The sequence below is a fragment of the Sinorhizobium sp. 7-81 genome (assembly GCF_030124405.1).
GTDB lineage: Bacteria > Pseudomonadota > Alphaproteobacteria > Rhizobiales > Rhizobiaceae > Sinorhizobium > Sinorhizobium psoraleae.
Genome location: NZ_JASKLT010000006.1, coordinates 264,817 through 291,291, shown reverse-complemented (window position 1 = coordinate 291,291; position 26,475 = coordinate 264,817). Strand labels below are relative to the sequence as shown.

The window sequence follows — 26,475 nt, the reverse complement described above, 5'->3', positions numbered from 1 at the left end:
CCGGCTCGGTCAGCGAGAGCGGGCTTGCCGCCGACGACGTCACGCCGGTGACCGGGCCGCTGACGGCGACCGGCACGATGGTGTCGAGCGATGTCGACACTGGCGCCACCGCCAGCTGGAGCGGCAACGCCGCCGGCAGCTATGGCAGCTTCGTCATCACCGCCGCCGGGGTGTGGAGCTACACGCTTGACGACGGCCTTGCCGACAGCCTGGCCGAGGGCGAGAGCCGCACCGAGACCTTCCTGGTGACGGTCACCGACGACAAGGGCGCCACCGACACCCAGACGGTGACGATCACCATCACCGGCACCAACGATGCGCCGGTGATCGGCGCTGCCTCTCAGATCACCGGCTCGGTCAGCGAGAGCGGGCTTGCCGCCGACGACGTCACGCCGGTGACCGGGCCGCTGACGGCGACCGGCACGATGGTGTCGAGCGATGTCGACAATGGTGCCACTGCCAGCTGGAGCGGCACTGCCGCCGGCAGCTACGGCAGCTTCGTCATCACCGCCGCCGGGGTGTGGAGCTACACGCTTGACGACGGCCTTGCCGACAGCCTGGCCGAGGGCGAGAGCCGCACCGAGACCTTCGTGGTGACGGTCACCGACGACAAGGGCGCCACCGACACCCAGACGGTGACGATCACCATCAATGGGACGAACGATGCGCCGGTTTTGACTGTCGATCACACCGGTTCCGTGACGGAGGATCTCGGTGTTCTTGCCGGCAACCTCAGCGACAGCGGCAACCTGAGCTACACAGACGTCGACATCACCGATACACATTCGGTGACGAGCACGCTCGTCGGCGCGCCGGCATGGTCGGGCGGTGATCTTTCCACCGTGCTCACCGCATCGCAGATTGCTGAGTTGACCAACAATTTTGCGATCGCCGGCTCCAACTGGACCTACAACGTCTCGAATGCGCTTGTGCAGTTCCTCGACAGCGGCGAAACGATCAGCTTCGCCTATCAGGTCACCGTCACCGATAGCCATGGCGCGACCGACACCGAGACTGTAACGATTACCATCAACGGCGCCAACGACGCGCCTGTGGTGGCAAGCACCTGCGTTTGGCTACCGAGCGATCCGGCCCAGCAGACACCTGGCTTTGGCAGCGGATATCCGCTGCAGGTATCGGTCCCGACGGATATCGATGGCGAAAACGTCATCGTCACCGCGACCAATGCACCAAGTGGCGTGTTCTATTTCGACGGCAGCAGCTACGTGGCGGTGACCGGCGCGACGGTGCTCTACAATCCCGCGACCGGCGTCAATCTGCTTGACGATCTCGTCTACAGCCCGACCGCTACGGTCAATGACACCGTCGTCAGAACCTTGAACCTGCAGGCGAGCGACGGGACGACAACGACAGCCTATTCGGTGACGATCAACGAGGTGCCGCCCAACCGGCTGCCTGCAACCTCAGTGAGCATCAACGACGACAAAGGCGGGCCGCTGACCTCGGGAAACAGCGTCACCAAAATGATGCCGGTATCCCAGAGCTTTGCCGATGGCATTAATGCGAATTTGTCGGGTGCAACAATCAAGATCCTGACGGATTTTCAACAGACGAACTTCCAGACGCCGATCCCGCTTGGCGAGCGTGATCCGACCGGGTTCAATGGAAGCAGCGCAGGTACTGCACGTGAAAAGGAACTGCAGATCGAGCTTCAGATCGGAACCAACAGGTTCGTCGTCGTCGAGGCAGACACGACAGCGGCGAAGTTCGAGCAAAGCTGGTTTTTCGATCAGAGCACCGGCCTCATGGCCGCGACCGTAAGCTATTCAAACATTTACCTGCTTAACAGCTCGGGCATTGCGACGGCGACGACCCTCGCAGATTTTCTCGCGCAAAATCCCGTCCACGCTGGCGATCAGTGGACGATGAGTTATTACGATAACAATGGTGGTAATTTTCAAGGGCGGTCCGCTGAGTTCCAGTTCTATTACAATGATCCGGGCGATCCCGGCATCGTCGTTGTTGGCGACAATACGAAGTCCAATCTCATCTATGGTACCTCAGCTGCCGACAATCTCACCGGCGGCGCTCTCGACGACACCATCATCGGCCGCGGCGGAAACGACGTGATCAATGGCGGCGGCGGCAACGATGCGCTGCGTGGCGGCGCCAGCAACGACACCATTGATGGCGGGAGCGGTGTTGATCTCCTCGATCTCTCCGATGCTTCCTCAGGCGTGACACTCACACTTACGCAGTCGACGGGCAATACCGTGGCGGACCTCACTGCGGTTGGTCTGGGCGTGGACACCTACCGGAACATCGAAGGTATCATCGGGTCGGCCTACGACGACATCCTGATTGGCAGCGCTTTTGACGATCAACTTTATGGCGGCGTGGGCTCGGACACGATGACGGGCAGCGGTGGCGCCGATACCTTTGTGATCGGCGGCAACGAACTGCAGATCGGCATCGACGATGTCATCACCGACTATCAGGCGAGCGAGGGCGACGTCGTCGACCTGACGGAGCTGCTTGGTGACCTGGCGCCCGACACTGTACTTGACAACAACTACGTCAGGGTCGTCCAGGACGCCAATAACAGCAGCGCCAGCCTGCAGGTGGACACGGACGGCAGCGTCGGGAATGCCTCAGGATGGCAGACCGTGGCCGTTCTCGAAGATTTCTCGGTCTCGACCGAGGTCGTGAAGATACTCTTCAACGAGAACGGCACCAAGACAACGGGTGAGGTCTGATCGTCGGGCATCATCTTTACATTTTTCCGACTCGCGGCAAACATGGCGCGAACCGGGCTTTCCGGAGGGGGCACCTAACGAATGATCAGAGCGATATTCACGGGGGCAGTGATTGTCCTCGCAGCTTCGGCAACTCATGCCGCCGACCTTGTGGTCGATTATGGGGCGGTCGCAAGGCAATGCGACACGCTTGACGCGTCGTCTCTAGCGGCAGGACAGGACATTACCTTGCTCACGAAGGAGGTCGTGTCACGCATGGACCAGGCGGTCGCGGTCGCCGACGACCCGCGATGGATTTCTTCCACTCGCCCGACATTCGTCTGGGCTTCGGAAGCCAAGGTTGCTTGCGGCAAGGCCTATGGTTACCTGCAATCCGGTTGGCGCGACGAAGACTATCTCGCCAAATGCGATTGCTTCCACGCCAAGATGCTCCGCTTCATGCACTGAAAAGAGACGGTTAGCCCATGCCGGTCAATGCAGTTCCATCGGCAAAGCGCGCCGCGCTTCGCCTTCCATGGGTGACGCTTGCGACAATGATGTGCGGGCTGCTTGCCGGTTGTCAGGGCGCGACGAAGGAGGTCCTTGACGTCGCACCGCCAAAGGCGGGGCAGGTGCGCCGTGCGGCCATGCAAGCGCCCAAGCCGCAGGAGACCATTGGCGTCGGACCAACTCGCATCGGGCTTGTCACCGCGCTGATGGCGACGACCGGTGCAAGCGAGCGAGAGCGCGACGTTCGCGACGGTGCGCTGCTCGCGCTGGACGAACTCGGCGGCGGTGAGCTTGCGCTTGCCATAGAAAATACCGACGGCTCACCGCAACAGCTGCGGGACGCCGCCCAGCGGCTTGCAAGCCAGGATGTGAAGCTCGTCGCCGTGTCGGCCACTGACGCGCCGATAGGCGTCGTTCGCGAGGGGTTCGGCGCCAAGGGCGCACCAATCCTGGCGCTGCGGAACAATGCATTGGAACGACCGGCTGGAACGTTTTCCTTCGTGTCCGACCGGATCGACAGCGCCGTCGAAGGCGCTTCCTACGCGGCAGCATCCGGCCGAACACGGCTTGTCGTGCTCTCGTCGGCGGATTTGACCGCAACCGAGAGCCAACGGCTGGCCAGTGGACTTGCCAGCTACAACATCAAACCGCTCGTGATGGCCGCCGCGGGCGCAGAACCGTTTTCGGGAGATGCGAACACCAAAGCCAGGATAAAGGACGTCGACTCGGTACTCCTGGTCGGTGCGGGCGATGCGGACGTAGGCGCCCTTTCGCGGTTGAGGGCGGGCGGGTACCTGAAGCCGGACGCGATTATCCTCGGCAGCTCCGGTTGGTCATCCGCCGCCTACAAGCGTCCGGAGCTCGCCGGCAGTCACCTCTGTCTCTTCGGGCCGGAGAACGGCTCGCGGATGACGGCAAGCTTCCGCCAGAGATATGAGCGGCCAGCAGATGTCGACGCAGCCTACGGCTTTGATGTCGTCGCGCTCGCGGCGGGTCTCGCGCGCACGCAAAATGAAAATGGAATTAACGAGCAAACCATGAAGTCCCCCGCTGGCTTCCTCGGTGCGGCAGCCGCATTTCGTTTCGACAAGGACGGTTCCGTAAGGCGAACCTGTGCTATCCATCAGGTGGCCGGCGGAAGCCTGAAGCTTGTGGATCCGGCGCCGCGTTCGTTCTGAAGAGGCCCGCGCGAAGTACAGCCCGTTTCGCTTGATGTCTGAGCTTTGTGACGTTGCGAAGCAACGGATCACGAGAGGCTATGCCTTGGCGATGTTCAAGACATGCTGCGCTCGCCGGGAGGACGAGCGCTTTGTTGCTCGCGGCACTGATCATAATGATTTTGGGTCGGGTCGACCTAAAATCATAAAATCGATTCTACTAAGTTGGAGCGGGATGCGGGCCGCATACGCTTTTCCCCATCCCACTCTAGACAAGTCCGAGAGCCTCATAGCTCGCATGCAAGCTCCAGTCGGCTGGACCGAAGCGGTCCCTGGCGAAATTGTGCTGATGCCAATAAGGATAGAGGTAAGGCAGGCGGCTGACCTGGTTCAGCCGCTCCAGCTCCTCTGCCGAAAGCACGAGATCGACCGCCGCGATATTGTCCCTGAATTGCTGCTCGCTAAGTCCGCCGACAACAAGCGTTGCGACGCCCGGCCGGGTTAACGTCCAGGCGAGATTGACCTGGGCGACACTGACGCCTCGCTCCGCGGCGATCTCTTCAAGCACATCGATGATGCTCCAGAGTCGCTCCTGGTCACGGATCGGCGGCTCGGTCCAGCCCGCCGCTTGCCGGGAGTGAGCCGGAGCCTTGTCGCGGCCGAAGGCACCCGAGAGCAACCCGGCCGCCAGCGGGCTCCAGACCATCACGCCGAGGCCCTGATCGACCGAGATGGGCAACAGCTCGTATTCCGCTTCACGGGCCTCGAGCGTGTAATGGATCTGCTGCGTGACGAAGCGTGGCAGATTTCTGGTTTCGGCGACACCGAGAGCCTTCATGATGTGCCAGCCCGAATAATTGGAGCAGCCGATGTATCGGATCTTGCCCTGACGCATCAGCATGTCGAGCGCAGAGAGCATCTCATCCAGCGGCGTCACCCCGTCCCATTCGTGCATGAAGTAAATGTCGATATGATCGGTCTTGAGGCGTTTGAGGCTCCTCTCGCATTCGCGGATGAGGTGATAGCGGGATACACCCTCGTCGTTCGGTCCGTCGCCGATCCGCATGCGCGCCTTTGAGGAGATCAGCACGCGATCCCGTTTGCCCTCGAGTGCCTCGCCAAGGATCTCCTCGGAGCGACCGAGCGAATACATGTTGGCGGTGTCGAAAAGGTTCACGCCGCCATCGACGCAGACGTCGATGAGCCGCCGCGCATCCTTCACGTCCTGGTTTGCGACTTTCGCAAAGGCGCCGACGCCGCCGAAGGAGAAGGTTCCCATCGTGATGGCCGAAACCTTGAGGCCGGAGCGGCCGAGTGTCCTGTATTCCATTGTTCACTCCCATCAATGAATATTTGCAGCCGCCGGGCCTTTTCAGATCGATGCCAGTTGCGTGGCGATATGGGCCATTCCGAGTTCCGGACTGGTCAGGATGGGCACGGGTGTTTCAACGCCACGGTCGGCAAGTGCCGCGGCCATCGATGCCTGGGCAAGCACCACGAGGTCGACGGATTTCGCTAGTGAACGGTAGCCTTCCATTACCCGTGCGTCGTGCGCCTCGCGATCGCCGGCGCTGAGCCGCTCGAAAGCGCCGTCGCACAGCATCGGCACAATCGTGCAGTCTTTCCCCTCGGCCCGGGCGCAGTCCTGCAGCAGCGCACTTGTCGGGGCGAGGGTCGTGGGTAGTGTCGCAAGCACGCCGATGCGCCGCGCGCGTTCCACGGCGGCCTCGGCCATGCCCCGATCGATGCGGAAGAGCGGTATGGACGAGAGCGGCCGGATGAGGTCGACCGCACCGCCGAGGGTCGAGCATGTGACGACGATTGCGTCCGCACCGGCATCGGCGGCGGAGAAGACGTAGTTGCCGAGCCGCTGCGTCGTCTTTTGCGAGAGCACGCCGTCACGCACCGTATTGGCCAACAGGCTTTCGTCGACGATGTTGAAGCTCGTCCAGCCGGGCAGGGACCGCGCGGTAAGCGGCCGGAACTTCGCAGCGAGATCGGGCACTGTATGGATCAGGGCCAGCGATGGCATCTTGGTTCCTCCTGTGTCGGGCCAGTGGTCGCCCTTGACGCTTAATCCGCAGGCTGCCTCGCGGTCGTCTTCGCCGATCTTCGCCTGCTCGGCTGCTTCTCTCCGCGCGAGTCGCTGGCGCGCACAACGAGATCCGCACCCACCAGGATTTTTACGGATGGCTGAAGCTCGGCTGCGTTGATCAGATCGTCGAGAACGGTCACCGCCAGGTACCCGATCTTGCGCTTGGAAACTTCGATCGTCGTCAGCGAGGGTTCCATCGTCGCACTTTGCGGAAGATTGTCGAAACCGATGACCGAGACATCGTCGGGAATGCGAATGCCGAACTCTTTAAGAGCGCGTATGAAGCCGTAGGCGATGATGTCGTTGGTGCAGAAATAACATTCCGCAAGCTCGATGCCGGATTGCAGAAGCGCGCGGGTATCGGCATAGGCGCCGTCATAGGTCGACTCGACCGAGATTATGTCCTCTTCGCGCGGCTTCAGACCAAGCCGCGCCATGTTCTTGAAGAAGGCGTCCTGCCGTAGCTTGAAGTTCGTGGTATCGACATGACTCGCCACGAAGCCGATGCGCTTGAAACCCTGCTGCTGAAACCGCGACAACACCTTGTAGACGGCATCTTCATTGTTCATGTCGACGAAATTGGCGTCGATCACGTCATAGAAGGTATCGATGAAAACCGTTGGCAGGCCCAACCCCTGTATCAGGCGGATATCGGCCTCGGTGAGTTCTGTTCCCAAGGCGATGACCCCGCTGATCGGAGCTCCGGCCAGGGACTCCGCAACGGCGCTGATTGGCTGCCCCTCGAAACTGACCACCTCCAGCGTGTAGTTCCGGCGTGTGGCCTCAGCCGACATGCCGTCGATGTAGTCGGATATGAAGACGCTGTGATCGCGATTCACGGTGTGACCGTGTTTGGCGATCTTCAAGAACCGCAAGGTTTCTCCCGGCTCGGTAGTGCTCTTGGTCACCCGCGGCACATAGTTGAGGCTGGCCACTGCCTCCAGCACGCGCGCACGCGTGACACCTGAAATGTCTCCCTTTCCGTTCAAGACGAGCGAAACCGTCGCGGGCGACACGCCCGCAGCGTCCGCGATGTCCCGGATGGTCAGAGTTTTCTTTTCCTTCATACGCACCTATCCGGAGTCCGATTTCTCATGCCGCGGAGACAAGAGCGTTTAGTAAACAGGTGCCCCGCCTGATTACGAGGCGTAGGACAAAAGCTGCCTAGCCGCAACCAAAATTCATGGAGAATCGGCTTGCGGAAGGTAATTTCCTTTGATAACCGTTTTAGTAAAGCTTGCATCGGTTTACTAAACAAGGGAGGAGACCATGCAAAAGACTGGCGGGCAGCTCGTCATGCTCGTTGCCATCAATTGCCTGTTGCTGGTTCTTGGCGCCGCCATATCAGGCGGCACTTTCCTTTCGCTGTTCAATCTTCAGTCGATGGCGAGTCAGCTGCCGGAAATCGGCCTCCTCGCCATTGGCGTCATGCTCGCGATGTGCGCCGGAAATGGCGGTATCGATCTCTCGGGCATTGCCCTGGCGAACCTCTCCGGGGTGCTCTCCGCGGTAATCGTGTCGTCCTTTGTGTCGAGTGCGGAAAGCGAGTTGGCTTTCAGCTTGGGCTTCATCGGGGGTGCAGTGGCGATCGGCTTCTTCGGTGGCGTGATCAACGGCCTGCTGATCTCGAAACTCAACATCACGCCGATCCTCTGCACGCTCGGCACGCAAATGGCCTTCATGGGGCTCGCGGTCGTCGTCTCCGGCGGCAAGGCCGTTATGGTTGGCAGTCCGGCACTTCTCTCCAGCATCGGTAACGACATGTTCCTGGAGGTGCCGATCAGCTTCCTGATCTTCGTCGTTGTCGCGGGATTGATCGCAGCAGCCTTGAAGTTCACGCCCTATGGGCTCTGGCTGATGCTCACGGGTACCAATCCGAAGGCAGCGGTCTATGCAGGCTTTCCGAGGACCGGCGTGCTGGTGGCGACCTATGCGATCAGCGGCACGCTGTCGGGATTGGCGGGCGTCATCATCGCCGCGCGCAACGTCAACGTTAAGTTCGACTACGGCAGTTCCTATCTGCTGATCGCGATCCTGATCGCGGTCATGGCCGGCGTGAAGCCCGAAGGTGGTTATGGGCGTGTGATCTGTGTGGTCCTGAGCGCCGTGGCGCTGCAGTTGATGTCGAGTCTTCTCAATTTCGGCGGCCTGTCCAACTTCGTGCGCGATTTCGCCTGGGGACTGCTGCTGCTCACCTTCCTTGCCGTTGGTCGCTATGACCTGACCGGCCTCCTGTTCCCTGGCAATCGCCAGCCCGTTTCTTTGGCGCCGCGCCCTCACGCGCCGAAGCAAGACAACTGAGGGAAACTTGTCGTGGAGGAAAACATGAAGTCACTTTCGAAGAAGATGCTGGCTGGCACGGCGGTCGCGGCCGCAGTGCTCGTCGGTTCCGTCGGCACCCCCGTTGCGCAGGAAAAGCCGGTCATTGCAACCGTCGTGAAGATCAGCGGTATTCCGTGGTTCGACCGCATGAACACTGGGGTAGATGCCTTCGCCGAGGCCAATCCGGACGTGGATGCGAGCCAGAGCGGCCCGGCCACCGCCGATTCCGCCCAGCAGCTCCAGATCATCCAGGACCTCGTCGCCAAGGGCGTCAACGCTCTGGCCGTCGTTCCGATGGATCCGGCAGTTCTCGAAGGCACCTTCAAGCGTGCGATGGAGCGCGGCGTCGTCGTCGTGACCCATGAAGCAGACAACCAGGTGAACACCCATGCTGATGTCGAGGCGTTCGACAATGCCGATTACGGCGCCGCGCTGAACGAGCGCCTGGCCGAATGCATGGGCAAGCAGGGCAAGTGGACGACCTTCGTCGGCTCGCTTGGCAGCCGCACCCACATGCAGTGGGTCGGCGCAGGCGAGGAGAACGCCAAGAAATACCCTGAGATGCAGCTCGTGGATCCCAACAACGAATCCTTCGACGATGCGAACGGCACCTATGAAAAGGCCAAGGAGATCCTGCGCAAGCATCCGGATATCAAGGGCTTCCAGACCTCCGCTGGCAACGACGTCCTTGGCGTCGGCCGCGCTATCGACGAAGCGGGCCTCACGGGCAAGGTATGCCTGGTCGGCACCGGCCTGCCGAACCCCTCCGCCGATTTGCTCGAGTCCGGCGCGATCACCGCTATCGGCTTCTGGGACCCGCAGAAGGCCGGCATGGCGATGAACGCCGTGGCCAAGCTCCTTCTCGAGAAAAAAGAGGTCACGAACGGCATCGACCTCGGTGTCGAGGGTTACAACGAGGTGACGGTGAAGAAGGGCGCGGGCGAGGGCCTGTTGATCGTCGGCAACGGCATGGTGCTCGCCGACAAGGCCACCTACAAAGAGCACCTTTTCTGATCGCTCTCCCAAGCCGGCCGGGGACGTCTTAAGGCTCCCCGGCCGTTAACCGCGGCGCCCGTCGCGGCTGTTTGCAATTTACGAAGGACTGCGACGTGTCGGCAAAAGCAAGTGGCGAACAAGGCTCGGGCCGGTTCCTCGAGCTTAGGAACATCCAGAAATGGTTTGGCGGCGTGCATGCGCTGCGCGGCATCGATCTTACACTTCAACTCGGCGAAGCCTACCACCTGCTGGGTGAGAACGGTTGCGGCAAGAGCACGGTCATCAAGATCATGTCCGGGGCGCTAGAGCCGAGCGCCGGGGAAATCGTGCTGGACGGCCAGAGCTTCACCGCTCTGACGCCGATACAATCGTTAGCCGCAGGGATAGAGACCGTATACCAGGATCTTTCGCTTCTTCCCAACCTGAACGTCGCTGAGAACGTAGCTCTGAACGAGCAACTCGTTGGTGCAAACGGGCGGCTGGCACGACTTTTCGACCGCGCACGCCTGCGGCAGACTGCCGAAAAAGCGCTTGCAACGGTCGGCTTGCCGACAGACCGCTCGTTCCTTAACACGACAGTTTCCGATCTTCCGCTTGCGGCACGCCAACTCGTGGCGATCGCCCGGGCAATCGCCACGCGCGCCAAGCTTGTGATCATGGACGAGCCTACCACGTCGCTCACCCGACGTGAGGTCGACAACCTGATCCGCGTTGTGGAACGGCTGCGTTCGGAGAACGTCGCGGTGCTGTTCGTGACCCACAAGCTTGACGAGTGCTACCGCATCGGCGGCCATGCCATCGTGTTCCGCGACGGACAATGCATCGCGCAGGGGCCTATCGAAGAATACAGCAAGAAGCAGCTTGCGGAGCTGATGACGGGGCGCGCCATCGACTCCGAACGCTATCGGACAGGCAAGCCGGCAACGACTGAGGTGCTGAAAGTCAGCCATTTGACGGCGCACGGCGTGGAGCAGGTCAGCTTCAGCGTCCGGCAAGGCGAAATCCTGGGGATCACCGGACTTGCGGACTCTGGCCGCAACGAGCTTGCGATGGCGATCACGGGCGTCGAGCCGGCCGGCTCCGGCACGATCACTCTGGAGGGGCGTGACGTGTCCATCCGGCGTCCCGCCGACGCCATCGCGCTTGGTATCGGATATGTGCCCGAGGACCGTCTCGCCGAAGGTCTGTTTCTGGACAAGTCGATCTTCGAGAACGAGATCGCGCTGATCGTCACCAAGCTCAGCAATGCGCTCGGCGTCGTCGACAAGGAAGAGGGCCGCGCGATCGCTGCCCGCCTTTGCGAGGAAATGCGCCTCAACACCAGAAACCTGGACCTGCCGGTCGGCGCGCTCTCGGGCGGCAACCAGCAACGTGTCCTGATCGGCCGCTGGCTCAGCATCGCACCCAAGCTTCTGGTGCTTCATGGTCCGACGGTCGGTGTCGACGTCGGGTCGAAGGACACGATCTATCGCGCAATCCAGTCGCTGGCCGAGGCCGGCATGGGCCTGATCATCGTGAGCGACGATCTGCCGGAGCTGCTGCAGAACGCGGATCGCATTCTGGTCATGAACAGCGGACGCGTCGTTGCCGCGGTCGACGCGGAGCAGGCGACCGAGGAACAGCTCTACAGGGCAATGCTGACTTCGAAGATGGAGACCGTTCAATGAGTGCTTCACGGATCGAGGAGCTTCAGGAAGGCGCCTCGCGGACCCGGTCTTTCAGCCTGGGGGACCTGATCCGCAGGCGGCCGGAATCGATCACCTTCGTGCTGCTGGTGGCGATCTGCGTGATCGTTGCCGTGATCAATCCGGCTTTCCTGCAGCCCTCGACGCTGATCGACATCGGCCGCGCCAGCGTGGTGATGGGTCTTTTCGCCCTTGGCGTCTTCATCATTCTGGCGGCCGGCGGCATCGACGTCTCGTTCACGGCGATCGCAGCCTTCACCATGTATTCGCTGACGGTGCTGGTGCTCAATCACTTTCCCACCACACCGATTGTCGGCATTCTGCTCGTCGCTATCCTGGGCGGCATGCTACTTGGCATCGTCAACGGCCTATTGGTGCACCATCTGAACGTACCGTCACTGATCGTGACGATCGGCACGCAATATCTGTTCCGCGGTTTCCTGCTCTCCTTCGTCGGCACGGTATGGATCATGTCCCTGCCGCCGCAGATGGGCGCATTCGGCCGAATGCCGCTCTTCCAGTTCGAATCCGCGAACGGGGCCGTGGTGACACTTCCGTTCTACTTCCTGATCCTGCCGGTGGCCGCGCTAGTGACGTGGTGGATCCTGAACCGAACGCTGATGGGACGCGCGATCTTTGCCGTCGGCGGAAACGCAAACATCGCCAGCCGCCTCGGCTACAACCTGCGCACTGTCCAGATCTTTCTCTTCGGCTATGCGGGAGCGTTGGCGGGGCTCGCAGGCATCATCCATGTCTGCGCTAACCGGCAGGCCAATCCTTTCGACCTGGTCGGGACCGAGATCAACGTGATCGCTGCCGTTGTCCTCGGCGGCGCAAGGATCACCGGCGGCACAGGCACCGTGCTCGGCACGATTCTCGGTGTGCTTCTGATCGTCGTCATCAACAGCGTGCTCGTGATGGTGGGTATTCCCAGCACGTGGCAGCGGCTTGTCGTGGGCAGTTTCATCCTGCTCGCCGCCGCCTTTTTCGTCACCCGCCAACGCAAGAAATAAGCCCTTACTCAGAGAGGAATTCATGAAGAAGTTTCTGAACGACCCGGTCAATTTCGTCGATGAGATGCTGGAGGGCATCTATGGCGCACACAGGGAATTGACCTATGTCGCAGACGACAAGCGCTGCATGGTGACGGCGAAACCGAAGGCCGGCAAGGTTGGCATCGCGACCGGCGGCGGTTCCGGTCATTTGCCGCTCTTTCTCGGCTACGTAGGCGATGGCATGCTCGACGGCGCGGCCGTTGGCGGCGTCTTCCAGTCGCCGAGTGCCGAGCAGATGTATCAGGTCACCAAGCATATCGATCAGGGGGCCGGGGTACTCTACATCTACGGCAACTACAGTGGCGACATCATCAATTTCGACATGGCAGCCGAGCTTGCCGATCTCGATGGCATCCAGGTGAAGCAAGTGGTCGGCAATGACGACGTTGCGTCGTCGGTCGTGGGCGAGGAGCACAAGCGCCGTGGCGTTGCCGGCATCTTCTTCGTCTACAAGGCCGCGGGCGCGGCTGCGGCCGAAAGCCTGTCGCTCGACGAAGTGACGAGGATTGCGGACAAGGCGCGGTCGAGGACCCGGACCATGGGCGTCGCTCTGTCGAGTTGCGTGGTGCCGGAGATCGGGCACGCTACGTTCTCGATAGGCGAGGACGAAATGGAAATCGGCATGGGCATCCATGGCGAGCCTGGCATCAGCCGCAAGAAACTGGCACCCGCCGACCAGGTCATCGACGAGATGATGGAGCGCATCTTCGCCGAACAGGATTACAAGCAAGGAAACGATGTCGCCGTGCTCGTCAACGGCCTCGGTGGTACGCCGATGGAAGAGTTGTACATTCTGTTTCGTCGCGTCGCGCAGCTTCTCGATGCACGCGGCGTCAAGGCGAAGCATGTCTGGGTTGGCGAATTCGCCACCTCCATGGAAATGGCCGGCGCTTCGATTTCGGTGCTGCATCTCGATGAAGAGCTCGACCGGCTCGTCTCAGCGCCCGCCAACACCCCGTTCTTCAAGCACTTTGCATCCTGAGGTGAGATGATGGACGCGATAAAGGCATCCGACCTGATCCGGCTTTTCGAAACCTGGAAGTCGCTATTTGCCGAGCAGCGCGAATTCCTGATCTCGCTCGATGGCAAGGTGGGCGATAGCGACCTCGGCATCACCATGAGCAAATCGTTTGCCGCGGCCGCGGACGCGGTTGCAGCCGAGGGTGAGGCGGCGGGGATTTCCAAGCTCCTGCGGACGGCGGGGGCAACGATGGCCCGCACCGCGCCGTCCACCATGGGCACGCTGACCGCAACCGGCTTCCTGCGCGCAAGCAAGTCGACCGAAGGCGCCGCGGCATTGGGGGCTGGCGAGATGGCGGGCTTCTGGCGCGCGTTCCGCGACGGTGTAGCCGAACGCGGCAAGGCGAAGGTGGGCGACAAGACCTTGCTTGACGTGCTGGACCCGATCGCCGTTGCACTTGAGGCTGCCGCAGGCTCCGGCGAGCCGCTGACCAAGGCGCTCGGGGCGGCGTCAGATGCCGCGGAGCAGGCACTTGAAGCGACGAAGTCGATGCTCGCCCAACACGGCAAGGCCGCTGCCTTCCAGGAAAAAACCATCGGCCTGCAGGATGCCGGCGCCACGGTCGGTTATTTCCTTATCAGGAGCATGGCAGAGTTCGCATCGTCTAATACCTGAACGATCGCGCCGCGCCCCGGCGAGAAGCGGGGCGCGGGACTGCTCAAAGAGCCGCGAGAGGCTCTTCGCACGCCCCGGCAGTTACGGATCGCAACCCAGGCGACCATCACAACTGATCACGAAAGGCGCGCCGAGCCTTGCGGGGGAGGGAACGCGGCTCGGAACTTCCCGTTGGAAGGGACGTTTGCAAGAAGCTTCCGCAAAGGCTTCGACATGCCGAAAGAAACAAATCAGCCGACCGTTGTCATCACGGGCTCGAGCGGCTTTCTCGGACAGGCGATCGCGTCCGGCTTGAAAGACCGATACCGCGTCATCGGTTTCGACGTGGCTGCCCCGAAGGGTCCGTCAGACGGCTTCGAGACGATCGAAATTGATCTGACCTCCGATGACAGCGTGAGGGATGCGGTGGAGGCGGTGCGCAGTCGCAGCAGCAGTCGCTTGGCCTCGGTGATCCATCTCGCCGCCTACTACGACACGAGTGGCAAAAGCAACCCGAAGTATGATGCGGTGAATGTTGAGGGGACGCGTCGGCTGCTCACCGCACTGCAGGACCTCGAAACCGAGCAGTTCATCTTCGCGAGCACGCTGCTGGTGCACGCTCCGAGCCCGGACAAAGGCGCGCCGATCGACGAGGCCTCTCCGATAGAACCGTCCTGGGCATATCCGAAGTCGAAAGCCGAAACCGAGGCGGTAATCGCGAAGGAACGCGGCAGGATCAAGACCGTGATCCTGCGTCTTGCCGGCGTCTATGACGAGGACTGCCGCGCCACATTCATCGCGCAACAGATTGCCCGTATCTTCGAGCGGCTTCCCACAGCCTACGTTTTCAGTGGCGATCTTGGGGCAGGGCAGCCTTACTTGCACAAGGACGACCTGGTTGAAGTCTTTGTGCGCACCGTCGACCGTCGCGGCGAATTGCCGGCCGAAAGCGTGATGCTGATCGGCGAGGAAGAAACCCTGTCCTACGGGGATCTGCAGAAACGCTTCGGCCAGCTTATCCATGGCGAGGACTGGCGCACGCTCGTCCTGCCCAAGGGGCTCGCCAAGACGGGGGCATGGGTGCAGACGGAGGTGCTCGACCAGGAGACAGACATCAAACCATGGATGATCGAGAATTCGGACGATCACTACGAGATCGACATTTCCCGCGCCCGAACCCTGCTCGACTGGGAGCCCAGACATAGCCTTGCAATCACACTGCCGGAAATGATCGGACGACTGAAGGAAGATCCGACCGACTGGTACGCGAAGAACAAGCTGGAGCCCTCCGCGGTGGCCGCTTCGGGGCCGGAGATCGAGCAAGCCGAGAAAAGACTCGACCGACCGCTGGAGCGCAGCAACGAGGAGGTCGAGGCCGCCGTGGAGCAACACCGGCTGCGCACGCTCTGGGCGCCGCTGGCGAACGTCGCGCTAGGCCTGTGGCTTATCGCTTCGCCGATGACGCTCGGCCTTTTTGATCCGGTTGTCGCACCGCTGCCTCCCGCGCTGGGGCACGAGATTACCGAAGCCGATATCCGCAATACGCGTCTCGGCATCAGCGAGATCGTCTCCGGACTGCTCGTACTCGCTTTCGCGCTGTTCGGTATGTATCGCCGTTGGTCCTGGGGGCAGTGGATTACGGCGGGTCTCGGCGTCTGGATCATGTTCGCCCCGCTCGTCTTCTGGACGACAAGCGCCGCCGCATACGCAATCGACACGCTTGCCGGCATGCTGATCCCGGTCTTCGCCGTAATGATCCCGCCGACGCCGGGCATCCGCAGCCGGGCGCTTGCGGCGGATGACGACCGCCCCCTCGGCTGGAGCTATTCACCGTCCTCCTTCACGCAACGTATCCCCATCGTGGCGCTCGCCTTCGTCGGCCTGTTCGTCTCGCGCTATCTCGCCGCCTATCAGATGGGGCATATCGACGGCCTCTGGGACCCGTTCTTCGGGCCGGGCGCCGCCCCCGTGCGCAACGGCAGTGAAGCGGTCGTGACGTCATGGGTATCAAAGGGGTTTCCAATCGCGGATGCCGGGCTCGGTGCCTTTGCCTACGCGCTCGACATCCTCGCCGGTGCGATCGGCGACCGGCGCCGCTGGCGCACCATGCCCTGGATGGTGCTGCTCTTCGGCTTGCTGATCATTCCGCTCGGCGCGGTAAGCGTCTCCTTCATCATCATTCAGCCGCCGCTGATCGGCGCGCTGTGCACGCTCTGCATCGTCCAGGCCGCAGTTACCGTTGTCCTGATCCCCTATTCGATCGACGAGGTGCTGGCGACCATTCAATATCTCTGGCGGGCGACGAGGGCGGGCGAGCCGCTCTGGCGAACGTTCTGGATGGGCGGTCCGGCGCTTTCGGAAAATCAAACGCCCGGGCCCGATCTCGACCGCCCGGCTTCCAAGCTGCTCAGGGAGTTCATCACGGGCGGTGTCAATTTTCCGTGGACCCTGGTGGCTAGCGTCTTCCTCGGCGCGGTCTTGATGGCGACGCCGCTCGTCTTTGGCAGCAATCCGCCGCTCTATTATAGTGATCACGTCGTCGGCTGCATCGTCATTATGGTCGCGGTTACGGCGATGGCAGAAGTTGTACGCCCCGTCCGTTTCCTGAATGTTGCGCTCGGTGCGTGGGTTACGGCATCACCATTTTTGCTTGCTGGCGGTGGCATGGCCGCATTCGCGGACGTCGCAATTGGGTTGGCGCTGATTGCACTCAGCCTGCCGCGCGGGACGCGCAGCAAGGAGCACTATGGCGGCTGGGATCGGGCTATCGTCTGAAATGCGCAATTGTTTCTGGAGCGTGGCGCGGCGCTTGCAGTTGCGCGCCGAAGCCTCGGGTTCCGCCCATTCTTGCTCAAGTTAATTCCGCAAGCGCCATGACTCCCAGGAAGCCGATGGCGTTGGCGACCGCCGAAGACTGCTGGAACTGGTGCGACTCCGCCTCGGGTACGAGGTCGGTGATGGTAAGGTAAAACATGCCGCCGGCGCCCATCGCAAAAAGGAAGCCCAGGACCGCTTCTGATAGACCCTTCAGAAGAAACCAGCCCGCAACCGCCGAGACGAACAGGGAGATCCCGATTACCGACGTCCAGCCGAGAATGTACCGGTTTGCTCCCTGCTGCTCCTCATCGAAGGCCAATTCGCCGATGCTCATGCCCTCGCTGAGATTGTCGACGCAGATGGCCAAGCCCACGATCAGGACCACGCCGGGCTCGAATGCGGCGCCAATGCCGATCGCCATGCCTTCGATCAGTTCCTCTGCGCTCGTGCCGCCGGCGAGCACAGCAATGCCGCTACCACGGGGTTTCTTGCGCCGGTGCAGGCGGTCGACCGCGCGCTTTTGATCCGCTTCCACCCCTGCCATTTGCCAGCGATTGACGTAGAGGTCGAGAACGTAGACGAGAGCCAGGCCAAGCAGAAATCCGGTGACCACGACCGGGACACTTGCGAGTTCCAGAGACTTGGGCATCATTTCAAATGCGAAGGTGCCGAGCAGAACGCCGGCTGCAAAGCCGACTGTGATCGAAAGCACGAGGCTCGATGGCCTGATCGCGATCGCGATCAGGCCGCCCATCGGCGACGCGACAGCCGCAGCAGAGGCAACTCCCAACGTAAGCAGCAGATCATTGTTCATCACGACCCAGGGCAATTCCATGAAAGCGTTTTCGTCCGGGAATTGCGTGATTTCAAATGGTTAGAACACTTTGTTGTTGTTTCAATGGAACAACAAATGATCTTAGCAACCTTCAGCCGGACTTGTCTTCCCGCGGGGCGCTCGCAAAGCCCGCAATCCTCGACATGCTCGTAACGGTCCGCACGACACGTTTGTTCCTGCAGCTCAACTGATGAGCGACGTTCGAACAAGCGCGTGATCGCTTGCCCGGCCTCGATGAACCAACCTCGGCAGCTTGGCGTTTCCCTTTGAGACGTCGATCGCCTAGGGGTTTATTGTCGTGGAGTTGAAGCAACGACCCGCGCGCGAAAAAGAAGAAACGCTCGGCACGTTCGCGACCTTCCCCTACGACCGAATGACGGTCGAGCGTTTCCGGGAGGCCTTTCCGCGCGCGAGGTGGAGTGACGAGCGCAGGAGCTGGTTTGTCCCGGGCAAAACCGCTGCCCGCCGAGTGGACCGCTGGCTCGCGCGAGAAGCCGAGCTTCTCGATGCGCATGGAGACTCCAAGGGCAGAGATGCTTATGCCTTTGATCCGATTGTCAGTCCCTATCTCGAGATCGGCGAGGACCTCCGCGTTCGAACACCCTATTCCAAGACCGTTCTTGAGGAACTGCGTGCAATTCCATGGTCACGCTGGGACGAGGATCTACGCCTCTGGCACGTGCCGTTCCGGTCCTATGAGGAACTGCGTCGCCGCTGGCAAAGGATCGAAGAAGCGGCGAGACGTAGTGAACCGGAGGAACGGAAGCGACGTCGGGAGGCGACAAGAAACTCGACGGAGCAGAAGGCCGCGCGGTTGCGTTCGGCGGAACGCCGCCGCCGTCGTTATCCCTTGCCTTATGATGAGTTGCCACCCTTGGGCCGCCCCGTTGCAACCGAGCAGTACGGGATCGTCGTCTTTGTCGAGGTCTCGGGCGAGTTCGTCGAGCCGCCCGTGCTCATTACCTTCTATCCACATGCCGCCCGGACTGGGCTTGACTATGTCTGGGGCACTTGGCGCCCTGCAACCCTGTCAGAGCTCATAGCGACTTGGCCGGCCCGTGGTGAGCCGGGGCTGCGGGACCATGTCCTCGGCTGGTGGAAGCCGACACTTGCCGAGCTTAGGATTGCCCGCCGAAAGGCGCGTTCCACCGAACGCCGAAGACAAACCCGTGCGGCCAGCCAATTGAACTGAACCATCAGGGTTGCTCGCGTCGGCGTTCCAAGTCGCTGGGCGCCCCCCAGCGGGCCTTCAGTACATGCATGAACGTCGTGGAACTTTCGCCGCCCTGCACGATTGTGCTCAAGGCTACGTCGAGGAGATTTTCATGGCCAAGGCTCCCAGAATTGGGGAAACCATTCCCGTCGGTATTGTCGATAAGCAGAATGAAACAGTTGGTGTGCAGAAAAACAGGCCGCCGTCGCCCGCCAAGCAGATCAAACAGCTCCGCGCCGACTTGGAAGCACTCAAGCGTGCGGTCGCCCAAGCGGGTTACGACGGTGTGCAGCCTTCGCTATCGAGGACGCGAGCGGCGGGCAGAGCGGCTGGAGGCGCCATCACCGACCACCCCATCATCTTTGCTGGCGTTATTCTTGTCGCCGTTTTGGCCGTCGCCGGGATGACACATCGCCGATGGGAGCCGAAAAGCCGCGTCGATGTTCTGCTGGCGGACCTGATGCACCGCCTCGACTATGTAAAACGTCTCCTCCTGTGAGAGATTCTATCCCGAACGAGGCACCCTCACGGTTGCGCCCGCGAGCTAGACGAAAAGGTGGGTCGATAGTCTGGCGGCATGACAGAAAGCAGGCTCCCCGCCGGGAGGGCAGGGAGCATAGCCGGCCTACTGGATGACCTGCACTACGGTGTAGGTCTTTGGATCAACGATCACGCGCTGCTTATTCACGACAGCATAGGCATAGGTCGGATTCTCGGGAATTGGCGTCAGAGTGACCGTCCGTGGAAGCGGCCGGCCCACTGCGATGGGCTCCTGGATAACGATCGTGTTTGCCGGCATCGGCTGCTGCTCGACATATGTGACCACCTGCTGTGGTGGAGGAGAAATGACGGCACCGGCAATAAGCCCGACCGCGCCGCCGACAGCAGCGCCCACCGGACCCCCGACGATCGCACCTGTTACAGCCCCACCCGCAGCACCTGTTACGGCGGCATCGTTGTTATCGTTTGCCATTGCGGGAGCTGCAAGAAGGCCTGTCGCAAGCGCGGACACCAAAAGAATCTTTGCACTCATGGTCAGTACTCCTTTCATCGTATGAAGGACTGAACGAGCCGCGTAACAATAGGTTCCGCATATTTGCGAATTGTTAAAGACTATTACGAATTGTGAAAAGCATATTTATGGAGATCGCGGGTCAAATCCCCCTGAAATATGCATTGATTGGTCTTAATCACTTGTGGAGATACATATCGCACCTCTGAGAGTAGGGCTCTATTCGACTCCTCCGGTGCGCTAGCGACGCGCAAACCCCCAACATGATGCGGCGACCTCGCCGTCCACTTCCTCGGTTATTTCTCCTTACGTCTTTGGGCGTCAGTATGGGCGCCCACAGTCCCTCCATGGCGAGATGCAGTAGAATGTTGGAAAGCTCACCGCGATCGCACCTGACCGGAACCAAGTAGGGCGGCGGCGTCAACACCGCGAGCGGTGGTTCTGCCGGGATCCCGCGTAACCAAATCATGGCTTCCGCGAGCGTTGAAATCAGCGAACGCCGAGGGATGCACGATGCTTCCGCGACTTCGGTCAAGACGGATTGCCGGAACCAAAATTCCGTTCGTGGGTTTGATTTTGACCGGATTCGGAGACCAGATCCAGGAAGAGGTAAGCAAATGAAATATAAGATCTTTGCGGCGGCGGCGCTGATGGGCGCTGCCACGGCGCCGGCGGTTGCGCAGACGGCTTCTCCGTCGGGGGACACCCCCGCAGTCACCACGCCTGACAGTACCAATCCGGCTGCGCCTGTCGAGGGAGCTAACAGCTTCACGGAAGATCAGGCAAAGCAACGCATGGAGCAGGCCGGTTACACCGAGGTCAAGGAGCTGAAGCTTGATGATCAAGGTGTCTGGCGCGCGACCGCAATGAAGGACGGAAAGTCCGTTTCGGTCGCACTCGATTATCAAGGCAACGTAACGGCGCTCTGATCAGAAGACGCCCTACCAAATCCACCAAGGAGCACAAGCATGAGAACTGTCTCAGCGCTTTTCGATGACTATCAGGACGCCCGCAAAGCCGTGAGCGAATTGGAAGCTGTCGGCATTCCGTCCGACGATATCAGCATAGTCGCAAACAACGCCGGAGAACGTTATTCCGACGAGGCCTCGGGAGCAGCCGCGGGGGCGGGAGCAGGTGCCGGCCTCGGAGCCGCGGGCGGCGGCGCGATCGGTCTTCTGACCGGTCTCGGTCTAATGGCAATTCCGGGCGTCGGTCCTGTCGTCGCAGCAGGATGGCTGGCCTCGACCGCCGCCGGTGCTGTTGCCGGGGCCGTGGCCGGCGGCGCAACGGGTGGCATCATCGGCGCACTAACGGATTCGGGAGTGCCCGAAGAAGAAGCCCACTTTTACGCCGAAGGGGTTCGACGCGGGGGGACGCTCGTGTCGGCACGTGTCGATGAAAGCCGCGCAACTCAGGTCCTCGCGATCCTGCAGAAATCAAATTGGGTTGATCCCGCCGAGCGGCAGCGCGCCTATACCGAGGAGGGTTGGGCGCGCTTTGACGGTGCCGCGGCACCCTACACGCCAGACGAGATCGAACGCGAGCGCGAACGCTATCGGACAATGAGGGGTTAGGCCAACCCGGCGGTCCGCCGTGACAGACCCAAAACGTCGACTCGCGCGCTGGACGTCGCGCGCCAAACACGAAGGTACCCCGCCGAGAGGCGGGGTACCGGACAATCTCTCAAAGCGCATCAGTTCCACGTCTGGCGGGAATACCAATCGTCGACATCTCGTCTTACGTTGTCCTTTTCGATGCCGTAACGTTCCTGGATCTTGCCCTCGAGTTGCTCACGCTTACCCGCGATCTCGTCGAGATCGTCATCGGTGAGCCGCCCCCATTGTTCCTTGATCTTCCCTTTGACTTGCTTCCAGTTACCTTCAACACGGTTCCAGTCCATGACTTTCTCCTGGTCGTTTGTTCACCTAGTGTTGGAACTCGCGATGGCGGATTTTGTTTCCTCTACCTCTCCAAACGACATGCCTGTTACGGGATCATGCGCCGCCCGGCACTCCTCGCCAGTGCCCCAAGGCCGGGAACAAACATCCGGATCGGTCGTTAGCCGGAAACGTTGGAGCATCGAGCGAATGAAGCGGCTTCTAAGACGCAGCCGAGGCAATGGCTCGTCAATCGTCGGCGCGCAATTGTTCCCTCATGAGCAGACAGGACATGGCAAAACTCTTCAAAGCGGAGTCTCTTGGCCACTGGCGGCATCTTTGTGTCGACATGCAAAAGATGTTTGCCGAAGATACGCCATGGCATGTTCCGTGGATGGACAAGGTATCTCCCGAGGTTATCGAGGTAGCCGGCCGTCATCGCGATCGCACAATCTTCACCCGTTTCATTCCACCCAGGACCGCCGCCGGAATGCCGGGCACATGGGCGGCCTATTATTCGAAATGGTGGATGATGACCGGTGAGCATCTGCCCGCCGACATGATCGAGTTGATTCAGCCGCTTGCAAACCTTGTTCCACCTGCCCAAATACACGACAAGCGTACCTACTCACCGTGGTTTGACGGCACGCTCCATGCAAGACTTCAACGCGACCAGGTCTCGACACTGGTTATCAGTGGCGGCGAAACCGATGTTTGCGTTCTCGCCGCGACACTCGGCGCAATCGACCTCGGTTATCGAGTCATCCTTCTTAAAGACGCCGTGTGCAGCAGCGCAGATGATTCACATGACGCCTCGCTGGAGCTTTTGGGCGAGCGTTTTTCCGTGCAACTGCAGCTCATGACGACGGAGATGTTTCTCGCGGAGGCGAGCGCGTAACCCTCTACGCCAGCGCTTTCCGCGATCACCGGGGCACGGGCATTGCCTCGCTCCTCAAGGAAGTCAGGCATTTCAGGTTTCTCAAAAGCGGTGCGCGACGAAGGCTTGAAACCGGCTGGCCGACACCCATCTAATACGCCACTACCCGTATCGAGGTGCTTTCGAGCCGACGATTGGTCAGGCGGGAATTGCATCTCCGGGTCGAATAGGGCGCTCCCCGCAATGGGTTGAGCGCCCTATTCATTTAATATCAACGACAAAGCAACGGCGTTTGAGGGAACAGAAGCGCCGCCCAAGCATTCCGTTAATCGTGACCACGAACCATGGAGGAAGTGCGATGTCACAGCAGTCTCACGCTGTTGCCACCCCCGCTGGGCACGTTGTGACCGCGCGCGAAGCGCTGGAGTCGCTATACCTGCACCTCGAGCAGGAGGCCGAGGCCAGACTTGTGGCCGCAGCCATGCGCGCCGGTTGGTCCGCCGAGGAAGCTTTATCGGCGATCGACGACCTCAAGTTGGAAGACATGCAGGCCATCGTCAGCCGCAAATCCTGATAGCCCGGCGATACATCCGCGCGAAAAAATTGACGGCAAGGCGTTGCTCGGTCTCACCGGGAGCGGGCAAGGCCGGCGCCCAAGTCTATTCATTGAAGGAAGCGTCAGGCGTGAGAGGCGGAACATTTTGCCTGAGCCGCGGTTTTTTAGAGCAATTCAAAGGAGACCGTTATGAACAATCTCATTTGGCTCGTGGGCGCTGTCGTGATCGTCCTCGCCGTCCTTTCGTTTTTTGGACTGAGCTAAGGCGAGCTCGTGGAGCTGCATAAATCAAGCCTGCGGGCGTTCCAGCGAGAGGCAAGGTCACCGCCTAAAAGAGCTTGGCCATGGCGCGCAGAGCCGTGAGGTCCCTGACGCCGTTTTGATAGAGATCGATCAGCCGCGCGGCAATTTCCCTTGCTTCCTCACTGTCGATCGACAGGTTCCGCTCGTGGACGGAAATCGCGAGGATATCCTTGAGCATAACGAACTCACCCGGAAGGATAAGGTGAGATCCGTCGCCGGTGGAAGCGTCCATGATATTTGCCTCCTGACTTCGCGCGAGGCGCAGCGAGGGCGGCCACAGTCCCGCCGAAAAAATCGCCATGCACAAGCGATCTTTCCCAACTGACAATCCGCTGGATGGTTCCTGGCATAGAGACATCGCACCTACGCCGGCCCGCGCAGAAGGTTGCGAGTTTGCTATTTTTCGCAAAGCCGACGTGGCCCGCTGTACGGTTGAAACGTGCAGTCTGACGGCTGAAACGAGCGATAGGCGCGGGCGCAGGCGTGAAAGTTGCAGGAGGCAGGTGCACCGCCGTCATTTGTGGAACCTGCCACCGGCGTATCGGGCTCGTTTGGTATGCTTTCGCTGCCCGTCGCCAATGCGGTGGTCATGAAGTTGCGCCAGATCCGTGCCGGGAGTTTACCGCCTGTTACCTCGTTCATCGGCGTTTCGTCGTCGTTCCCGACCCAAACCCCAACGACCAACCGTTCGGTGAAGCCAATGAACCAGGCGTCGCGATGGTTTTGACTGGTGCCGGTCTTGCCCGCCGCGAGCAGCATCCCGAGATCGGCCTCGCGTCCCGTCCCGCGCTCGACGACCAACCTCAACAAACCAACGAGGTCCGGCTGATACTGGCCGAGGTCGGTCGTGGGTTGCTTTGACGCCCCGACGCGAAATGCCTGTGGCTGTCCGTCGGCATGAAAGGATACGATCCCCCAGGGCTCGACCGGGGCGGCGCCAGCAAGAACGGAGGCGTAGGCGCCGCTGAGGTCAAGCAGGTTCACTTCCGATGAGCCGAGGGCCAGGCTTGGTGTTTCAGCAAGTTTGGCATCAATCCCGAGCTCCCGAGCGGCGGCGATGACCTTGTCGATCCCAACCTCCATTGCCAGTGCCACCGTCGCCGCGTTCAGCGACCGCGCGAACGCCTCTGCTATACTGACTTGGCCGCGATAGCCGCCGCCATAGTTTCCCGGGGACCAGCCGTCGACCTCGATCGGTGCATCCTCCACCCAGTCAAAAGGTGTAAGGCCGGCCTTCAATGCCGCATAGTAGACAAAGAGCTTGAAGGCGGAGCCAGGCTGGCGCATGGCCGTAACCGCGCGGTTAAACGTGCTCTTTGAGTAATCACGCCCGCCGACCATCGCGACCACGGCGCCCTGCGGCGTCATCGCCACCAAGGCAGCCTGCTGGACTCCCGCTTTTGTACCTTCCTGCTGGAGGGTTTCGGCAATGACATTTTCGGCGATCGCTTGCAGCCGTGGCATCATTGTCGTTCTGACCTTGATCGTGCCCCGATAGGGCCCCGCAAGCTCGCGCGCTTCCTGCATTACCCAGTCCGCAAACCAGCTCCCCGACCGTGTTGCCGGCTTTACCGGACGAAGCTCCGCAGTCGCGGTCTTGGCCTGTCCCGCGGTTACCTTGCCGCCCTCGATCATGGCATCGAGCACGGATTCCGCTTGCCGGCGCGCGCCATCTGGATTGTTGATCGGGTTGAGCTGCGAGGGCGCACGGATAATACCCGCAAGCATTGCCGATTCACTTACGTTGAGTTCCCGCACCTCCTTGTCGAAGTAAATGCGGGCGGCCGCCGGTACGCCCGTTGCACCGGCACCAAGGTAGATGTTGTTCAGATAGCGCGTGAGGATTTCATCCTTGCCAAGTTTGTGCTCCAGCCAGAATGCTATGACAGCTTCCTGGATCTTTCGCTTCCAGGTGCGGTCTCGCTCCAGATAAAGGATCTTGACCAGTTGCTGAGTGATCGTGCTGCCGCCTTGAACGACTTCGCCTGCGCCGACATTCCTGTAGATTGCGCGAAGAATGCCCTTCAGATCGACGCCGAAGTGCTCATAGAAGCGCCGGTCCTCTCTGGTAAGGACGGCATCGATGAGATGAGGCGGGAAATCTTCTCGCGCCGCATAAGGCCCCTGAAGCGGCCCCTGGCTCACCAGCGGCTCGCCGGCGGCCGATTCAAGCACCACGACCGGCTTCAGCGAACCATCGGCGATCTCGTTCCAAGGCACGTCGGCCAAGGCCCAGGAGAAGAGGGCGATCAGCGAGGCAAGTGATGCCGCGCTCGCGGTCGCCGCGCTCCGCATGACGATAGCTCGTCTGCTACGTGGTCTCTCTCGTACGGAAGGGATGTCCCGCACACGCCGCCGGAGCCGTGCCCAGCTCAAGATTGTTGCAGTCAATCCGGCGCCCCCCGGCTTCGCGCTTGAGGGGCTCCCTCGCAGTCGCTGCCAGGAACTTCCGCCGAATATGCCAAGCTTTTCAGCGGCTTGCCGTGCCGCGTCGACTGCATCGCCCCGCACCGCCGCGCCAAGTCTCAACAAAGCCCGGCTGGTTTCGGCAAGCGCTTTCCGCGTACGCGCAAACGTTGCACCACCGGAGCTTGCCGCCGCTTCGATGCTGGGCCGGGAAGTGTCTGGCCTTTGGTTTTCCGGACCTCCGCCCGGAGCGGCATTGCCGTCCGCCATGCGTGAACTCTTTCCAAACGACTGCGCCACGCCGCCTTGAGGCGGGCGACGCGACCCCTCCGTAGCATTTTCTGCTTCGGCTTGGATCGCCTTGTTTGTCGCTCAGAACGCGTTGACCCGGCAAGAGGTTGCCAAAAACATTGTACAAAGGATGACGGCTGCCGCACGCGGCGGCGCC

General features: G+C 61.1%; 24 protein-coding genes. 16 read left to right on the top strand and 8 right to left on the bottom strand.

What is annotated here, in order from left to right; genetic code table 11:
- From QN224_RS21260 to QN224_RS21250, 3 genes are all read left to right on the top strand, one after another.
- Positions 1 to 2,717 (top strand): VCBS domain-containing protein (locus QN224_RS21260; RefSeq protein ID WP_283978246.1); only part of this gene is annotated, 2,717 nt, incomplete at its 5' end.
- A gap of 81 nt (positions 2,718 to 2,798) precedes the next feature.
- Entirely contained in the window at positions 2,799 to 3,164 is a 366-nt protein-coding gene (locus QN224_RS21255; protein WP_283978245.1) for a hypothetical protein, read from the top strand.
- 17 nt (positions 3,165 to 3,181) lie between these two features.
- Positions 3,182 to 4,384, top strand: a complete 1,203-nt coding sequence (locus tag QN224_RS21250; RefSeq protein WP_283978244.1) for an ABC transporter substrate-binding protein — start codon at positions 3,182 to 3,184, stop codon at positions 4,382 to 4,384.
- A gap of 247 nt (positions 4,385 to 4,631) precedes the next feature.
- On the opposite strand, the gene QN224_RS21245 is transcribed toward QN224_RS21250, so the two are convergent.
- From QN224_RS21245 to QN224_RS21235, 3 genes are read right to left on the bottom strand one after another with little or no spacing between them, the layout of a single operon-like run.
- Complete coding sequence (locus tag QN224_RS21245; protein ID WP_283978243.1) at positions 4,632 to 5,693, bottom strand: aldo/keto reductase; 1,062 nt, start codon at positions 5,691 to 5,693, stop codon at positions 4,632 to 4,634.
- Between the two features lie 42 nt (positions 5,694 to 5,735).
- On the bottom strand, positions 5,736 to 6,395 hold the full coding sequence (locus tag QN224_RS21240; RefSeq protein ID WP_283978242.1) for an aspartate/glutamate racemase family protein: 660 nt from the start codon (positions 6,393 to 6,395) through the stop codon (positions 5,736 to 5,738).
- A gap of 41 nt (positions 6,396 to 6,436) precedes the next feature.
- Positions 6,437 to 7,525 carry a LacI family DNA-binding transcriptional regulator gene (locus QN224_RS21235; protein ID WP_173514712.1) on the bottom strand — a complete coding sequence of 363 codons (1,089 nt, stop codon included), beginning with the start codon at positions 7,523 to 7,525 and terminating at the stop codon, positions 6,437 to 6,439.
- A 202-nt stretch (positions 7,526 to 7,727) separates the two neighbouring features.
- On the opposite strand from QN224_RS21235, the gene QN224_RS21230 reads away from it, so the two are divergent.
- From QN224_RS21230 to QN224_RS21200, 7 genes are all read left to right on the top strand, one after another.
- Entirely contained in the window at positions 7,728 to 8,759 is a 1,032-nt protein-coding gene (locus tag QN224_RS21230; RefSeq protein WP_283978241.1) for an ABC transporter permease, read from the top strand.
- Between the two features lie 24 nt (positions 8,760 to 8,783).
- Entirely contained in the window at positions 8,784 to 9,794 is a 1,011-nt protein-coding gene (locus QN224_RS21225; RefSeq protein WP_283978240.1) for a substrate-binding domain-containing protein, read from the top strand.
- Between the two features lie 95 nt (positions 9,795 to 9,889).
- A complete protein-coding gene (locus tag QN224_RS21220) occupies positions 9,890 to 11,443 on the top strand; it encodes a sugar ABC transporter ATP-binding protein (protein WP_283978239.1) in 1,554 nt (517 codons plus the stop codon).
- A complete protein-coding gene (locus QN224_RS21215; protein ID WP_283978238.1) occupies positions 11,440 to 12,474 on the top strand; it encodes an ABC transporter permease in 1,035 nt (344 codons plus the stop codon). Before QN224_RS21220 ends, QN224_RS21215 begins: the two co-directional genes overlap by 4 nt.
- Positions 12,475 to 12,496: 22 nt before the next feature.
- A complete protein-coding gene (locus QN224_RS21210) occupies positions 12,497 to 13,498 on the top strand; it encodes a dihydroxyacetone kinase subunit DhaK (RefSeq protein ID WP_173514717.1) in 1,002 nt (333 codons plus the stop codon).
- Positions 13,499 to 13,507: 9 nt separating this feature from the next.
- Positions 13,508 to 14,152, top strand: coding sequence for a dihydroxyacetone kinase family protein (locus QN224_RS21205; RefSeq protein WP_173514729.1), 645 nt, complete (start codon positions 13,508 to 13,510; stop codon positions 14,150 to 14,152).
- Positions 14,153 to 14,365: 213 nt separating this feature from the next.
- On the top strand, positions 14,366 to 16,906 hold the full coding sequence (locus QN224_RS21200; protein WP_283978237.1) for an NAD-dependent epimerase/dehydratase family protein: 2,541 nt from the start codon (positions 14,366 to 14,368) through the stop codon (positions 16,904 to 16,906).
- A 76-nt stretch (positions 16,907 to 16,982) separates the two neighbouring features.
- On the opposite strand, the gene QN224_RS21195 is transcribed toward QN224_RS21200, so the two are convergent.
- A complete protein-coding gene (locus QN224_RS21195; protein WP_283978314.1) occupies positions 16,983 to 17,762 on the bottom strand; it encodes a ZIP family metal transporter in 780 nt (259 codons plus the stop codon).
- 319 nt (positions 17,763 to 18,081) lie between these two features.
- Here QN224_RS21195 and QN224_RS21190 point away from each other — a divergent pair, with 319 nt between their 5' ends.
- Together QN224_RS21190 and QN224_RS21185 are read left to right on the top strand one after the other, a co-directional pair.
- Entirely contained in the window at positions 18,082 to 18,975 is an 894-nt protein-coding gene (locus QN224_RS21190; RefSeq protein WP_173514719.1) for a hypothetical protein, read from the top strand.
- A gap of 133 nt (positions 18,976 to 19,108) precedes the next feature.
- On the top strand, positions 19,109 to 19,495 hold the full coding sequence (locus tag QN224_RS21185; RefSeq protein WP_173514720.1) for a hypothetical protein: 387 nt from the start codon (positions 19,109 to 19,111) through the stop codon (positions 19,493 to 19,495).
- 126 nt (positions 19,496 to 19,621) lie between these two features.
- Here the strand turns inward: QN224_RS21185 and QN224_RS21180 are convergent, their stop codons facing one another.
- Entirely contained in the window at positions 19,622 to 20,029 is a 408-nt protein-coding gene (locus QN224_RS21180; RefSeq protein ID WP_173514721.1) for a DUF1236 domain-containing protein, read from the bottom strand.
- A 596-nt stretch (positions 20,030 to 20,625) separates the two neighbouring features.
- On the opposite strand from QN224_RS21180, the gene QN224_RS21175 reads away from it, so the two are divergent.
- Both QN224_RS21175 and QN224_RS21170 read left to right on the top strand, forming a co-directional pair.
- Complete coding sequence (locus QN224_RS21175; RefSeq protein WP_283978236.1) at positions 20,626 to 20,937, top strand: PepSY domain-containing protein; 312 nt, start codon at positions 20,626 to 20,628, stop codon at positions 20,935 to 20,937.
- Positions 20,938 to 20,976: 39 nt separating this feature from the next.
- A complete protein-coding gene (locus QN224_RS21170) occupies positions 20,977 to 21,582 on the top strand; it encodes a general stress protein (RefSeq protein ID WP_173514723.1) in 606 nt (201 codons plus the stop codon).
- Between the two features lie 119 nt (positions 21,583 to 21,701).
- Here the strand turns inward: QN224_RS21170 and QN224_RS21165 are convergent, their stop codons facing one another.
- A complete protein-coding gene (locus QN224_RS21165) occupies positions 21,702 to 21,908 on the bottom strand; it encodes a CsbD family protein (protein ID WP_173514724.1) in 207 nt (68 codons plus the stop codon).
- Positions 21,909 to 22,177: 269 nt separating this feature from the next.
- Between QN224_RS21165 and QN224_RS21160 the strand changes: the two genes are divergently transcribed.
- The gene (locus QN224_RS21160) at positions 22,178 to 22,783 is read left to right on the top strand and encodes a cysteine hydrolase family protein (RefSeq protein WP_173514725.1); all 606 of its coding nucleotides are present in this window, start codon (positions 22,178 to 22,180) and stop codon (positions 22,781 to 22,783) included.
- A 337-nt stretch (positions 22,784 to 23,120) separates the two neighbouring features.
- Positions 23,121 to 23,336 carry a hypothetical protein gene (locus QN224_RS21155; protein WP_173514726.1) on the top strand — a complete coding sequence of 72 codons (216 nt, stop codon included), beginning with the start codon at positions 23,121 to 23,123 and terminating at the stop codon, positions 23,334 to 23,336.
- A gap of 310 nt (positions 23,337 to 23,646) precedes the next feature.
- On the opposite strand, the gene QN224_RS21150 is transcribed toward QN224_RS21155, so the two are convergent.
- Positions 23,647 to 23,853: a hypothetical protein gene (locus QN224_RS21150; protein WP_173514727.1), complete on the bottom strand. Its 207-nt coding sequence runs from the start codon at positions 23,851 to 23,853 to the stop codon at positions 23,647 to 23,649.
- Between the two features lie 164 nt (positions 23,854 to 24,017).
- Positions 24,018 to 26,297, bottom strand: coding sequence for a PBP1A family penicillin-binding protein (locus QN224_RS21145; protein ID WP_173514728.1), 2,280 nt, complete (start codon positions 26,295 to 26,297; stop codon positions 24,018 to 24,020).
- Between the last annotated feature and the right edge of the window lie 178 nt (positions 26,298 to 26,475).

Excerpts from the sequence above, each read along its gene's own strand:
- QN224_RS21250 (WP_283978244.1), top strand. The coding sequence starts at position 3,182 with ATGCCGGTCAATGCAGTTCCATCGGCAAAGCGCGCCGCGCTTCGCCTT.
- QN224_RS21165 (WP_173514724.1), bottom strand. The coding sequence starts at position 21,908 with ATGGACTGGAACCGTGTTGAAGGTAACTGGAAGCAAGTCAAAGGGAAG.
- QN224_RS21235 (WP_173514712.1), bottom strand. The coding sequence starts at position 7,525 with ATGAAGGAAAAGAAAACTCTGACCATCCGGGACATCGCGGACGCTGCG.
- QN224_RS21245 (WP_283978243.1), bottom strand. The coding sequence starts at position 5,693 with ATGGAATACAGGACACTCGGCCGCTCCGGCCTCAAGGTTTCGGCCATC.
- QN224_RS21150 (WP_173514727.1), bottom strand. The coding sequence starts at position 23,853 with ATGGACGCTTCCACCGGCGACGGATCTCACCTTATCCTTCCGGGTGAG.
- QN224_RS21240 (WP_283978242.1), bottom strand. The coding sequence starts at position 6,395 with ATGCCATCGCTGGCCCTGATCCATACAGTGCCCGATCTCGCTGCGAAG.
- QN224_RS21215 (WP_283978238.1), top strand. The coding sequence starts at position 11,440 with ATGAGTGCTTCACGGATCGAGGAGCTTCAGGAAGGCGCCTCGCGGACC.
- QN224_RS21255 (WP_283978245.1), top strand. The coding sequence starts at position 2,799 with ATGATCAGAGCGATATTCACGGGGGCAGTGATTGTCCTCGCAGCTTCG.
- QN224_RS21145 (WP_173514728.1), bottom strand. The coding sequence starts at position 26,297 with ATGGCGGACGGCAATGCCGCTCCGGGCGGAGGTCCGGAAAACCAAAGG.
- QN224_RS21205 (WP_173514729.1), top strand. The coding sequence starts at position 13,508 with ATGGACGCGATAAAGGCATCCGACCTGATCCGGCTTTTCGAAACCTGG.
- QN224_RS21175 (WP_283978236.1), top strand. The coding sequence starts at position 20,626 with ATGAAATATAAGATCTTTGCGGCGGCGGCGCTGATGGGCGCTGCCACG.
- QN224_RS21180 (WP_173514721.1), bottom strand. The coding sequence starts at position 20,029 with ATGAGTGCAAAGATTCTTTTGGTGTCCGCGCTTGCGACAGGCCTTCTT.
- QN224_RS21200 (WP_283978237.1), top strand. The coding sequence starts at position 14,366 with ATGCCGAAAGAAACAAATCAGCCGACCGTTGTCATCACGGGCTCGAGC.
- QN224_RS21160 (WP_173514725.1), top strand. The coding sequence starts at position 22,178 with ATGGCAAAACTCTTCAAAGCGGAGTCTCTTGGCCACTGGCGGCATCTT.
- QN224_RS21225 (WP_283978240.1), top strand. The coding sequence starts at position 8,784 with ATGAAGTCACTTTCGAAGAAGATGCTGGCTGGCACGGCGGTCGCGGCC.
- QN224_RS21155 (WP_173514726.1), top strand. The coding sequence starts at position 23,121 with ATGTCACAGCAGTCTCACGCTGTTGCCACCCCCGCTGGGCACGTTGTG.
- QN224_RS21185 (WP_173514720.1), top strand. The coding sequence starts at position 19,109 with ATGGCCAAGGCTCCCAGAATTGGGGAAACCATTCCCGTCGGTATTGTC.
- QN224_RS21195 (WP_283978314.1), bottom strand. The coding sequence starts at position 17,762 with ATGAACAATGATCTGCTGCTTACGTTGGGAGTTGCCTCTGCTGCGGCT.
- QN224_RS21230 (WP_283978241.1), top strand. The coding sequence starts at position 7,728 with ATGCAAAAGACTGGCGGGCAGCTCGTCATGCTCGTTGCCATCAATTGC.
- QN224_RS21170 (WP_173514723.1), top strand. The coding sequence starts at position 20,977 with ATGAGAACTGTCTCAGCGCTTTTCGATGACTATCAGGACGCCCGCAAA.
- QN224_RS21210 (WP_173514717.1), top strand. The coding sequence starts at position 12,497 with ATGAAGAAGTTTCTGAACGACCCGGTCAATTTCGTCGATGAGATGCTG.